General features: G+C 73.7%; 12 protein-coding genes. 10 read left to right on the top strand and 2 right to left on the bottom strand.

The genetic code is table 11. The features are described 5' to 3' along the window. Positions 1-12: 12 nt before the first annotated feature. Together H577_RS0103830 and H577_RS16865 are read right to left on the bottom strand one after the other, a co-directional pair. Entirely contained in the window at positions 13-1,572 is a 1,560-nt protein-coding gene (locus tag H577_RS0103830) for a molybdopterin-dependent oxidoreductase (RefSeq protein WP_211217886.1), read from the bottom strand. A 107-nt stretch (positions 1,573-1,679) separates the two neighbouring features. Continuing rightward, positions 1,680-2,405 (bottom strand): helix-turn-helix transcriptional regulator, encoded by a 726-nt coding sequence (locus tag H577_RS16865; RefSeq protein WP_051191703.1) that lies wholly within the window; start codon positions 2,403-2,405, stop codon positions 1,680-1,682. Positions 2,406-2,504: 99 nt separating this feature from the next. Between H577_RS16865 and fepB the strand changes: the two genes are divergently transcribed. The 10 genes from fepB to H577_RS0103775 all read left to right on the top strand — a co-directional run bounded on the left by fepB (position 2,505) and on the right by H577_RS0103775 (position 11,697). After that, entirely contained in the window at positions 2,505-3,509 is a 1,005-nt protein-coding gene (gene fepB, locus H577_RS0103820) for a Fe2+-enterobactin ABC transporter substrate-binding protein (protein WP_029144830.1), read from the top strand. Beyond that, positions 3,506-4,546 (top strand): FecCD family ABC transporter permease, encoded by a 1,041-nt coding sequence (locus H577_RS0103815; protein ID WP_051191701.1) that lies wholly within the window; start codon positions 3,506-3,508, stop codon positions 4,544-4,546. The genes fepB and H577_RS0103815 overlap by 4 nt, the downstream gene beginning before the upstream one ends. Beyond that, positions 4,546-5,586 carry a FecCD family ABC transporter permease gene (locus H577_RS0103810; protein WP_036283643.1) on the top strand — a complete coding sequence of 347 codons (1,041 nt, stop codon included), beginning with the start codon at positions 4,546-4,548 and terminating at the stop codon, positions 5,584-5,586. The genes H577_RS0103815 and H577_RS0103810 overlap by 1 nt, the downstream gene beginning before the upstream one ends. A gap of 49 nt (positions 5,587-5,635) precedes the next feature. Next, entirely contained in the window at positions 5,636-6,502 is an 867-nt protein-coding gene (locus H577_RS14995; RefSeq protein ID WP_084515777.1) for an ABC transporter ATP-binding protein, read from the top strand. Continuing rightward, complete coding sequence (locus H577_RS0103800; protein ID WP_029144827.1) at positions 6,499-7,689, top strand: enterochelin esterase domain-containing protein; 1,191 nt, start codon at positions 6,499-6,501, stop codon at positions 7,687-7,689. The genes H577_RS14995 and H577_RS0103800 overlap by 4 nt, the downstream gene beginning before the upstream one ends. A 75-nt stretch (positions 7,690-7,764) precedes the next feature. Then, positions 7,765-8,058, top strand: coding sequence for a hypothetical protein (locus H577_RS14990; protein WP_084515776.1), 294 nt, complete (start codon positions 7,765-7,767; stop codon positions 8,056-8,058). Beyond that, a complete protein-coding gene (locus H577_RS14985) occupies positions 8,033-9,514 on the top strand; it encodes a sensor histidine kinase (RefSeq protein WP_211217885.1) in 1,482 nt (493 codons plus the stop codon). Before H577_RS14990 ends, H577_RS14985 begins: the two co-directional genes overlap by 26 nt. After that, complete coding sequence (locus tag H577_RS0103785) at positions 9,511-10,176, top strand: response regulator transcription factor (RefSeq protein ID WP_029144826.1); 666 nt, start codon at positions 9,511-9,513, stop codon at positions 10,174-10,176. Before H577_RS14985 ends, H577_RS0103785 begins: the two co-directional genes overlap by 4 nt. A 76-nt stretch (positions 10,177-10,252) precedes the next feature. Then, complete coding sequence (locus H577_RS0103780) at positions 10,253-10,903, top strand: DUF4956 domain-containing protein (RefSeq protein WP_029144825.1); 651 nt, start codon at positions 10,253-10,255, stop codon at positions 10,901-10,903. Further along, positions 10,900-11,697: a polyphosphate polymerase domain-containing protein gene (locus H577_RS0103775; RefSeq protein ID WP_029144824.1), complete on the top strand. Its 798-nt coding sequence runs from the start codon at positions 10,900-10,902 to the stop codon at positions 11,695-11,697. Before H577_RS0103780 ends, H577_RS0103775 begins: the two co-directional genes overlap by 4 nt. The last annotated feature ends 52 nt before the right edge of the window (positions 11,698-11,749 follow it).

Genomic DNA, 11,749 nt, shown 5'->3' with positions numbered 1-11,749 from the left:
CCCGGGTCGGGATCAGGTCACGTGCACCGTGACCTGATCCCACCCGGTCGCTCCGTCCGGTGCGGGCGGCGCCTGCTGCGCGGTCTGCACCTGACCGGTGCGACTGATCGCCCGGCACCGGATGTCGTGGTCGCCCGGGGCGGCGCGCCACGGCAGGTGCCACTGCACCCAGGTGTCGGCCGAGATCGCGGGCGCCAGCTGCGCGCGCTGCCAGGGTGCGCCATCCACCGACACCTCCACCGCCGACACCCCGACATGCTGCTGCCAGGCGACCCCGGCGATCACGGTGTCGCCGGCCGGCACGCTCGACCCGCGCCGGGGCACGTCGATGCGCGATGCGAGCTTGATCGGACCGCGCGGCGCCCAGCCCTGCGTCGTCCAGAACGCCGTCGCCGCATCGAACCGGGTGACCTCGAGGTCGACCACCCACTTCGTCGCCGACACGTAGCCGTACAGCCCCGGCACCACCATCCGCACCGGAAAGCCGTGCGCCATCGGCAGCGGCTCACCGTTCATGCCGATCGCCAGGATCGCGTCGCGGTCGTCGGTGAGCGCGTCCAGCGGGGTGGATGCGGTGAACCCGTCGACCGATCGGGACAGCACCATGTCGGCGTCGGCGTGCGGCCGGGCGCGGGCGAGCAGCTCGCGGATCGGGTGCCCGAGCCACTTCGCGTTGCCGATCAGGTCGCCGCCCACCTCGTTCGACACGCACGTGAGCGTCGCGTAGCTTTCCCGCATCGGCAGCTTCAGCAGCTCGTCCCAGCTGAGGGTGAACGGATGCTCGACCATGCCGTGCACGCGCAGTGACCATTTGGCGGGGTCGATCTGCGGCACCAGCAGTGCGGTGTCGATGCGGTAGAACCGGTCGTTCGGGGTGACCAGCGGGGCGAGCCCGGCGATGCGCAGCTCGGCGCCGTCGGGGATGGCGGGCGCCGGAGCCACCGGGGCCGGCAGGCGCAGCGCCGAGCGGACGGCGCCGGCCGCACGCGACCCGGCCTGCAGCAGCGTGCCGCCGACCGCGGCGGCCACGCCCACCAGGGCGGCGGCACCGGTCCACGCGAAGAACCGGCGCCTGTCGGGGTCGCGCGGTGCGTCGGTCCGGCCGGGGCCGATGGGGTCCGGCGCGGGTTCCGGCGCGAGCGACTTCGCGCGACGGACCAGGGAACCGATCGCGAGCGCAGCAGCCAGACCGGCGACGATCGACGGAGCGGGCGCGAGACCCCCGGCATCCGGCCGCGTCACCGCGGCCACCACGCCGATCACACCCAGTGCGCCGCACAGCAGCGCGCCGACGCGGCGGAACCGGGCCTCGAGCACGCCCAGAACGGCCGCGACCACGAGCAGCACGACGGCGATGGCGACCAGCAGGGCGGTCTTGTCGGCGGTGCCGAACAGGCTGATCGCGGACTCTTTCGCCCAGCCCGGTGCGATGTCGATGAGCACGGCGCCGATCGCGGCGAACGGGCTCGACGCCGGAGCGAACGCCGCGGCCGTCAGCTCGCCGAGCCCCGCGCCGAGCACGACCGCGGCGACTCCGGCCGCGGCGGCGCGCAGCGTGGTGGAGGCGTTCACGGGGCGAGCCTACGTCGGGCGCGGCGGGTGCGGGTCGTGAGGCGGTGACGATTCGGAGACAGCGCGTCGAAGGTGCATCCCGCGCGTGTTCGACGTGCGCCTCGCGCTCAGGGGGGCGGGGCAAGGGTTCCGGGCGTCACGCCGTGCCGGCGGCGGAACGCGGCGACGAACGCGCTCGTGCTGAGGTACCCGGCCGCGCGGGCGGCGGCGGCCACGGAGTGACCGGCCTGAAGCAGCCGCCGCGCGTGCGCCAGCCGCACCTCGGCGCGCCAGGCGCCGAAGCTCAGCCCGGTGTCGCGACGGAAGTGCCGCTGCACGGTGCGGCCGCTCATGTGAGCGCGACGAGCCAGCTCATCCAGCGGCGCCGGGTGCGCGGGGGCGTCGACGATCGCCTGCGCCAGCGCGCGCACCCGGGCGTCCCGGGGCAGCGGCACCGCGCTCGCGTCGTCGCTGCGCAGCAGGCGGGATGCCGCATCCCGTGCGCACGCGACCGCCTGCGGCGTCGCGAGCCCGGGCTGCAGCAGCACGCGGGCACAGGCCTCGAGTGCGGGCGTCCGTGCGACCAGCTGCGCGTTCGCCCCGCCGCCGAGCCCGGCGGGGAACAGCAGCGGGAACACGATCGAGTCCGGTCGCGGCACCACACGGTGCTGCAGTCCGGCCGGGATCCGCAGCGTCGTGGCGGTGTCGATGCGCCAGCGACGACCGGACGCCTCGATCGTGCAGGCGCCCGCCACCACCCAGGTCAGCTCGTCGGCGTCGTGCACATGGGTGACGGCATCGACCAGCCGCACGTCCGACAGCGGCACGTGCGCGGGGTGGGGGGCTGAGGTCATCTCGGTGTCCGGTTCGCGATATCGACTGTCCGATTCTAGCGATGAGTTGAGGATAGGCATACCTAACCTGGAAGGGACGTCCCCACAGCAAGGAGTCCCATGCATACGCGTCTGAGAACCCTCGTCGCCGCGAGCGCCGCCGCGCTCGCCCTGGTCCTGGGCGGCTGCGCCGCCGCATCCGCGCCCGCCACGACCGACCCGGCCTCCACCGGCTCGGGCACCGCTGACGCGGGGTGGCCGCGCACCATCGCGCACGAGGCCGGAACCACCGAGATCCCGGCGAAGCCTGCGAACATCGTGTCGACCTCGATCACGCTGACCGGAACGCTGCTGGCCATCGACGCGCCGGTGACCGCCACCGCCACGACCACGCCGAGCGACATCACCGACACGCAGGGCTTCTTCAGCCAGTGGGCCGACGTCGCCCACGACCGCGGCGTGACCTCGCTCTACCCCAACCTCGAGTTCGACGAAGAGGCGATCATCGCCGCCGCGCCCGACCTGATCGTCGTCTCGTCCACCGGGGCGGATGCGACCGCCGATCAGTACGAGAAGCTGTCGAAGATCGCCCCCACCATCGTGCTGAACTACGGCGACGAGAGCTGGCAGCAGCTGGCCGAGACCCTGGGCGAGGCGACCGGGCACGAGCAGGATGCCGCAGACCTCGTCGCCGGCTTCGACAAGCGCGTCGCCGACGTGGCCGCGAAGATCACCGTGCCCGGCGGCACCGCCAACGCCGTGGTGTGGAACGGCACCTCGGGTCAGACCGCGTTCGCCAAGCCCGGCGGTGCGCACGCCGAACTGCTGACGGCCCTCGGCTTCGACATCGTCGGTGCTCCCGACGGCGCCGACCTCAGTGAGAAGAAGCGCGACGACTTCGCGTTCCTGTCGATCGAGAACGCCACCACCGCCCTGACCGGATCGGTCGTGTTCGTCATCAGCGGCGACGAGAAGACCGCGGCCGACCTGGCGAAGACCCCCGTGCTGGCCAATGCGCCCGCGGTGAAGGCCGGGCAGATCCACCCGCTCGGACCGACCTCGTTCCGCATCGACTACTACAGCGCCTCGCAGATCGTCGACACCGTCGAGTCCGACTTCACGTGATCTCGATCGCCGCCGCCGGGCCGGTCGCCCGCAGCACCGCGCGCGGCCGGGTGCTCATCGCGATCACGGGGCTCGCGCTGCTGGCCGCGTGCGCGGTGCTCAGCCTGCTGGTCGGGTCCCGTGACATCCCGCCGGCTCTCGTGTGGCAGGCGCTGGTGGCACCGGATGCCACCGACACCGCGCACCTGGTCGTCACCGAGCTGCGCGTGCCGCGCACCGTGCTGGCCGTCACAGTCGGCGCCGCGCTCGGGGTGGCCGGGTGCATCATGCAGGCCCTCACCCGCAACCCGCTCGCCGAGCCGGGCATCCTGGGCGTGAACGCCGGTGCCGCCGCCGCGGCCGCCACCGGCATCGCCGCCACCGGCGGGCTGTGGGGCACCACCGGCTCGTTCCTGTTCTCGTTCGGGGGCGCGGCCGCGGCATCCGTCATCGTCGCCGCCCTCGGCGGCGTCTTCGGCCGCGGCGCCGACCCGGTCCGCCTCACCCTGGCCGGCGCCGCGTTGGCGGTCACGCTCGGCGCGTACACCAACGCGCTGCTGCTGAACTATCCCGGCGTGTTCGACACGTTCCGGCACTGGGCCGTCGGCTCGGTGCAGGGACGTGGACCCGACCTGATCGCCCCCGCGCTGGCCCTGACCGTGCCGGCGATCCTGGTGGCGGTCGCCCTCGGGCGCTCGTTCAACGCGGTCGCCCTCGGCCGCGACACCGCGACGGCGCTCGGGGCGGCCCCGCAGCGCGTGCTGGTGGCCGGGGCGGTGCTGGTGGTGCTGCTGGCCGGCACGGCCACCGCGGTGGCGGGGCCGATCGGTTTCGTCGGCCTGGTCGCGCCGCTGGGCGTGCGGCTGCTGGTCGGCCCCGACTACCGCCGCATCCTGCCGCTGTCGGCCCTGGCCGCCGCGATCCTCGTGCTCGGCGCCGACGTGATCGGCCGTGTGCTGCTGCCGCCCGACGAGCTCGAGACCTCGATCGTGACCGCCCTGATCGGGGCGCCGGTGTTCATCCTGCTCGCCCGCCGACGCCGGCTGATGAGGCTGTGATGGCGACCGTCGAGCACGATGCGCACGTGTGGCGCAGCCGCGGCGGCCGGGTGTCGCTGCGCTGGCGGCGGCGCCCGGCGATCACCTGCGGCATCCTGACCCTGCTGCTGGTGCCGCTGGGGATCGCCGTGCTGCTGACCGGCACGTTCGACATCGCCCCGGCCGATCTGTGGGCGGCGGCCACCGGGCACGCCGAGCCCGCCGTCGAACGGGTGATCGGCATGATCCGGATGCCACGGCTCGTCGCCGGTGTCGCCGTCGGAGCGGCGCTCGGGGTCAGCGGAGCGGTGTTCCAGTCCGTCACACGCAATCCGCTCGGCTCGCCTGATGTCATCGGCTTCATCACCGGGGCGGCCACCGGTGCCATCGTCGCGATCCTCGTGTTCGACGCACCGCCTCTCGCGGTGGCGCTGGCCGCAGTCGCCGGCGGTGCGCTCACCGCCGTCACCGTCGGGATGCTGAGTCTGCGCGGCGGCGTCGGTGGCGGCTACCGCATCGTGCTGGTGGGCATCGGCACCGGCGCGCTGCTGGCGGCGGTCAACGACCTGCTCATGACGCACAGCCAGCGCGACGAGGCGATCGCCGCGCAGATCTGGCTGGTCGGCACGCTCAACGCCCGCGGCTGGCCCGAGGTTCTGCCCACGGTGCTCGCCGTCGTGGTGCTGGTTCCGGTGTTGCTGGTTGCCCGGCGTGCGCTGGCGGTGCTCGAGCTCGGTGACGACCAGGCCCGGCAGGTGGGGGTGCAGGTCGGGGCGCTGCGGCTGACGACCCTGTCGGTCGCGGTCGCGCTGGCCGCGTTCGCGACCGCCACCGCCGGGCCGATCGCGTTCGTCGCGCTGGCCGCCCCCCAGCTGGTCACCCGCATCGGCCGGTCCACGTCGGTGGCGATCGCCGGGTCGGCCGCGATGGGCGCGGTGCTGCTGGTGGCCGCCGACCTGATCTCACAACACCTGCCGTTGGACCTGTCGGCACCGGTGGGACTGGTCACCGGTGTGCTCGGCGGGGTGTACCTGTTGTGGCTGCTCGGGCGCGGGCGCTGAGGGGGAAGGGGACGACGTGACCGACCGGACCGGGGGAGAGAAGACGGCGATGGACGGAACGGACGCACGACTGAGTGCGCACGGGGTCCGGCTGGCGTACGACGGGCGGACCGTGGTGCCCGACCTGGATCTGGCGATCCCCGACGGCGGATTCACCGTGATCGCGGGACCCAACGCCTGCGGCAAGTCGACCCTGCTGCGGGCGCTGGCACGTCTGCTGACACCGCAGGCCGGGCAGGTGCGGCTCGACGGCACACCGATCGGTGACCTGCGCAGCCGTGAGGTGGCCCGGCGGCTGGCGCTGCTGCCGCAGCAGGTGGCCACGCCCGACGGCATCGCAGTCACCGACCTGGTCGCCCGCGGGCGCTTTCCGCACCAGCGGCTGCTGCGGCAGTGGACGAGTGCCGACGCCGACGCCGTCGACGAGGCGTTGCGGGTCACCGGCGTGGCAGACCTCGCCGGCCGGCACGTCGACGAGCTGTCGGGCGGGCAGCGGCAGCGCGTGCTGCTGGCGATGACGCTCGCGCAGGGCACCGGCATCCTGTTGCTGGACGAACCCACCACGTTCCTCGACATGGCCCACCAGGTCGAGGTGCTCGAGCTGTGCCGGCGTCTGCACGCGGCCGGGCGCACCATCGTCGCGGTGCTGCACGACATCAACCAGGCGTGCCGCTACGCCACGCACCTGGTCGCGATGCGCGAGGGGGCGATCGTCGCGCAGGGCGATCCGGCCGGTCTCGTCGACGCGGCGCTGATCGAGCGGGTCTTCGGGCTGCGCGCCCGGGTGCTGCCCGATCCGGTGACCGGCACCCCGATGGTCGTGCCGCTGGCCGGGTGGGCGGTGTCCGACACGGCGACCGAGGCGGTCGACCCGGATGCCGCGTGGCCGGGCCCGATCGCGGACGGTGCGGCATGAGCGTCGCCGAAGCCGACCCGGTGCGGGGCGTGCCGCGCGCGGACGGCGGGGGACCGGTGCGTGCGGACAGTGACGCGCACCGGCGGCTGCGCCGCGGCATCCGCCCCGAACAGATCAGCGCGACCTGGCCGGTGATCGGCGATGCGGTCGTGCACGACGGGCGTATGCTGCACCCGGTCACGTTCGCGGCCGACGCCGAGCCGGGGCACGAGGTCATGGTGCACCTGAACGGGGTCACCGACGGGCACCGCGACGACATCCGGCCCGCGCTGCTCGAACCGGTCGGCGGCGGCGTGCATGCGCTGACCTACCTGCTGCCGCCGGAGCTGTGCGTGAGCTACCGGTTCGCCGCCGCCGTGCACCTGCCGCGCGACGCCGGACGCACCCGCGACGGGTGGCTGCGGATCCATTCACTCGGCCGGCCCGATCCGCGCAACCCCGACACGCTGCCCAACCCGCTGGGCACCACCTCGTCGGTGCTGACGATGCCGAAAGCCCCGCAGCATCCGGCGTTCGCACCGGACCCGGTCGACCCGCCGCCGGTCACGACGGTGTGCGCCGGCGAGGTGCCGCTGACCGTCGTGCACGGTGACCTGCCCGAGGTGCTCGTGCTGTTCGACGGGCAGTGGTGGGAGCAGCTGGGCATCGCCGCGGCGCTCGCCCGGCGGCGACGGTGGCCGACGACGGTGCTCGTGCCGGCGGGATCGCGCGAGCGCCGGTCGCGGCTGCTGCCGCATCCGGACCGGCTGCTGCCGTACCTGCGCGAGAAGATCGTCCCCGCCGTCGGCGAGGTGATCGGCCGGTGGGATGCCGCGGCCACCGTCGTGGCCGGGCAGAGCTACGGCGGGCTCGCGGCCGCGCTGGCCGTGTGCCTGGCGCCCGAGATCGCACAGACCGCGATCGTGCAGTCCGGATCGTTCCACTTCCGCGCCGACGACGTGCGGACCCGGCCCGACGCCGCACAGACCGGCGACCTGGTCGCGGCGCTCGCGTCGGCGCGGGTGGGCGGCCGGTTCGTGGTGCAGGCCGGCACCGAAGAGCACGGCATGATCGCCGGCGCTGAGGCGTTCGCCGCCGCTGCGACCTCGGCCGGCGCCGAGGTCGACACCCGGTGGTACACCGGCGGCCACGACTACGCCTGGTGGCGCACCGGCCTGTTCGACGCGCTCGACGCGCTCGGGTTGTAGGGGCGGTCGCGGACCGGTGTGAGACTTTCCTTACTCTGTGCGGCCGCGGCGAGCCGCTCGGGCAGACTGGAGCGCATGGCGCGGTGGGCGTGGGCGGCGGTCCCGGCGGCCGTGGCGGTGGCCGCGGGCGCCTGGGCGGTGGTCGATCTCGCCCTGTCGACGGCCCCGCCGCGACTCGGGCCGGAGGTCGTCGTGACGCTCGCACCCGCACCCACATCGACGCACACACCGACGCCGCAGCCCCCGGCATCCCCGTCGCCCACGCCCGGTGCGGGGCCGTCCGGCGGCGCCGTCGTCGTGCCCCCGGCCCCGCCGCCGCCGGCCGGGGACGACGATGACGATGATGACGACGACGATGATGACGACTGAACGCCGCGGGATCAGCGCGCGCACGCGCATCCTCGGCTGGATCCTGCTTCTGGTCGCCGTCGCCGTGGCGGTCATCGTGCTGGCCACCGGGCGCGCGCTGTTCGCGCGCATCGACGCCGCCGCATCCGCCGAGCTCGGCCATGAGGCCGACAAGTTCCGGGCGTTCGCACTCGGAACCGACCCCGCCACCTCACGCCCGTTCGCCTCGGTCGACGAGCTGCTCGCGGGCTATCTCGCGCACAGCGTGCCCGAGCAGGCCGAGACGTTCTTCAGCGTCGTCGACGCGCGGGCACACTTGCGCAGCCGCGAGGACCCGCCGGCCCGGCTCGACCGCGACGCGGCGTTCGTGGCGATGGCCGCGCGTGTCGTCGCGCCCACCGCGGGGCGCATCGACACCACGGCCGGGCCCGCCGAGTACGCCGTCATCCCGGTGGCCGCCGCCGGCGCAGCGACCCCGGCCGGCAGGCTCGTGGTGGTCGAGTTCCTCGCGCCGGCCTACGACGAGGCCTGGTCGACGATCCGGACCATGGTCGTGATCTCGGCCAGCGCCCTGGCCGTCGCCGCCGTCGCCGGATGGATCGTCGCCGGGCGGGTGCTCGCCCCGATCCGGGCGGTGCGCGAGACGGCCGCCCGCATCGGCGAGACCGACCTCGGCCGGCGCATCGCGGTGTCGGGCACCGACGACGTCGCGCAGCTGGCGGCCACGTTCAACCGCATGCTCGACCGGCTCGAGGCGGCGTTCGACGGGCAGCGCCGCTTTCTCGACGACGCCGGGCACGAGCTGCGCACGCCGATCACCATCATCCGGGGCCATCTCGACACCATGGGCGACGACCCCGACGAGCGGGCGCAGACGCTGCACCTGGTGGGCGACGAATTGGAACGGATGTCGCGGCTGGTCGACGACCTGATCATGCTCGCCCGCAGTGAGCGGCCCGGGTTCCTGCTGCGGGAGCCCACCGACCTGGCCGACCTGGTCGTCGAAACCCTCGCGAAGGCCACCGCGCTCGGCGACCGCCGCTGGTCGATCGACGCCGTGCCCATCGGTCCCGACGCGATCGCACTCGTGGACGGGCAGCGGCTCACCCAGGCGCTCGTGCAGTTGGCCGCCAACGCCGTCGCCCACACCGACCCCGGCGACGCGATCGCGCTCGGCGGCGCGGTGGCCGACGGGCGCATCCGGCTGTGGGTGAACGACACCGGATGCGGCATCCCGCCCGACGAGCAGCAGCACATCTTCGAGCGGTTCCATCGGGGTCCGGACACCGGCCACGGCCACGGCAGCGGGCTCGGCCTGGCGATCGTCGCCCGCATCGCCGAGGCCCACGGCGGCACCGTGCAGGTGCGGTCCGCACCCGGGGAGGGCGCCGCCTTCACGATCGACCTGCCGTACCGTGCACCCGTCCGAACACCCGCCCCGGCGCCCGCCCTGACACGTGCCCAGGAGGAGACGTGAACAGCATCCTCATCGCCGAAGACGAGCAGCGCATCGCCGCGTTCATCGGCAAGGGGCTCGCGGCCGAGGGATTCCGCACCGAGGTCGTCGCCGACGGACGGTCGGCCGTCGAGTACGCCCGCAGCGGGCAGTTCGACCTGCTCGTGCTCGACATCGGGCTGCCGAAGCTCGACGGGTTCAGCGTGCTGCGGGTGCTGCGCACCGAGCGCATCGAGATCCCGGTGATCATCCTCACCGCCCGCGACGCCATCGAAGACACCGTCGCCGGGCTCAAGGGCGGCGCCGACGACTACATGCGCAAGCCGTTCGCGATCGAAGAGCTGATCGCCCGCATCCGGCTGCGGCTGCGCAGCGAGGCCTCGGGCGAGGCGAGCGTGCTGCGGGTGGGCGAGCTGACGCTGGACGTGCGCACCCGGCGCGCATCGCGCGGCGAGACCGCCGTCGAGCTGACCGCGCGGGAGTTCACGCTGCTCGAGACGTTCATGCGGCATCCCGACGAGGTGCTGACCCGGCAGCAGCTGCTCAGCCGGGTGTGGGGGTTCGACTTCGATCCCGGCTCGAACGTCGTCGACGTGTACGTCGGGTACCTGCGCACCAAGCTCGGCGGCGAGCAGATCGAGACCGTGCGGGGCGCCGGCTACCGGCTGCGCGCGAAGGTATGAACCCTCTCATGTGCGGCTCATGATCGCCTTACCGTGACCGGGGAGTGTGGCAGACAGCATCCCGAACGGAGTGAACATGTCTGTCGACCTTCTCATCACCCTGGCCACCGACCTCGTCGCGATCACCGTGCTCGCGTACGGCCTGTACTTCCGCCGGCACCAGCGTCGTGACCTGCTGCTGGCCTACATCGCCCTGAACGTCGGGGTGCTGGCGGTCACGCTGGCGCTGGCGTCGGTGCAGGTGGGCATCGGGCTCGGCATGGGACTGTTCGGCATCCTGTCGATCATCCGGTTGCGCAGCGACCAGATCACGCAGCAGGAGATCGCGTACTACTTCACCTCGCTCGCCCTGGGCCTTTTGGCCGGGCTGCGACCGGCGCCGGTGTGGATCGTGCCGGCGCTGTCGGGACTGCTGCTGGTGGTGATGCTCGTGGTCGACAGTCCGCTGCTCGCGCCGCGCACCCACCGCCACACGCTCACACTCGACCGGGCGATCACCGATCCTGCGGCGCTGCGGGCCGCGCTGTCGGACGTGCTGGCCGCCGTGGTGACCCGCGTGGAGGTGCTCGACGTCGACCTGGTGCGCGACGTCACGGTGGTGGACGTGCGATACCGGAGGCCGCGGGCCCGGGCCGTGGCATCCGTACCGGCGAAGCGGATGCCGCAGCCCGCACGGACGCCCGCGCCGGCCGACCTGCCGCCGGCGCGCGAGCGGGTGTCGGCATGAGCGCCCCGGACGCACGGTTCGCGCGGCTGCCGGCGATCTCGCTAGACGAGCTGAACGCCTCGGCGCGGCTGATGACCCGGGTCGACCGCAAGTACTTCGTGCCGCGGGCGGTGCTGGCACAGGTGCTGGCCGGGGAGGACGGGTACCGGGCGCTCGAGATCGACGGCGTGCGGGCGTTCCGGTACCGCACGGTGTACTTCGACTCGCCGCGGTTCGCGTTCTACCGGCAGCACGTGCAGGGGCGCCGGCATCGGTACAAGGTGCGCACCCGCACCTACTGCGACTCGGGCGACTGCCTGCTCGAGGTGAAGGCGAAGGGCTACCGCGGGCAGACCGTCAAGCAGCGCATCGCGCACGACCCGCGGCATCCCGCCGCGCTCGATGCGGAGGCCCGGGCGTACATCGCCGGGATCGTCGGGACGGATGCCGCAGCGCGGCCGGTCGGCGCGGACTCGGCCCAGCGGCCGCTGCGGGCGGAGGCGGCCCAGCTGCGCCCCGTGCTCGAGACCGTCTATCACCGCACCACGCTCGTGCACGACGAGAGCAGGGTGACGCTGGACGTCGACCTCGAGGCCGTCGCCGGCTCGGCGCGGGTGCAGGGGCCCGGCGACGTGCTCGTCGAGACGAAGTCTGCCGGCGGCGCCGGACCGCTCGATCGTGCGCTGCTGCGGGCCGGGGTGCGGCCGCACACGGTGAGCAAGTACTGCTGCGCCGCTGCGCTGCTCTACCCGCACCTGCCGCACAACCCGTGGACGCGCACGCTGCGCCGCTACTTCACGGTCGCGTGCCAGTGAGGTGCAACTCGCGTGCGGCGCGGCGCGGATGGCCGGACCGTGTCCCACAAGG

Origin of the sequence: Microbacterium luticocti DSM 19459, from assembly GCF_000422405.1 — a bacterium.
Lineage (GTDB): Bacteria > Actinomycetota > Actinomycetes > Actinomycetales > Microbacteriaceae > Microbacterium > Microbacterium luticocti.
This window is presented reverse-complemented; position numbering and strand designations above follow the sequence as displayed.

Coding starts and splice junctions, on each gene's coding strand:
- H577_RS16865 (WP_051191703.1), bottom strand. CDS start 2,405: ATGACCTCAGCCCCCCACCCCGCGCACGTGCCGCTGTCGGACGTGCGG.
- fepB (WP_029144830.1), top strand. CDS start 2,505: ATGCATACGCGTCTGAGAACCCTCGTCGCCGCGAGCGCCGCCGCGCTC.
- H577_RS0103810 (WP_036283643.1), top strand. CDS start 4,546: ATGGCGACCGTCGAGCACGATGCGCACGTGTGGCGCAGCCGCGGCGGC.
- H577_RS14995 (WP_084515777.1), top strand. CDS start 5,636: ATGGACGGAACGGACGCACGACTGAGTGCGCACGGGGTCCGGCTGGCG.
- H577_RS0103800 (WP_029144827.1), top strand. CDS start 6,499: ATGAGCGTCGCCGAAGCCGACCCGGTGCGGGGCGTGCCGCGCGCGGAC.
- H577_RS14990 (WP_084515776.1), top strand. CDS start 7,765: ATGGCGCGGTGGGCGTGGGCGGCGGTCCCGGCGGCCGTGGCGGTGGCC.
- H577_RS14985 (WP_211217885.1), top strand. CDS start 8,033: ATGACGACGACGATGATGACGACTGAACGCCGCGGGATCAGCGCGCGC.
- H577_RS0103780 (WP_029144825.1), top strand. CDS start 10,253: ATGTCTGTCGACCTTCTCATCACCCTGGCCACCGACCTCGTCGCGATC.
- H577_RS0103775 (WP_029144824.1), top strand. CDS start 10,900: ATGAGCGCCCCGGACGCACGGTTCGCGCGGCTGCCGGCGATCTCGCTA.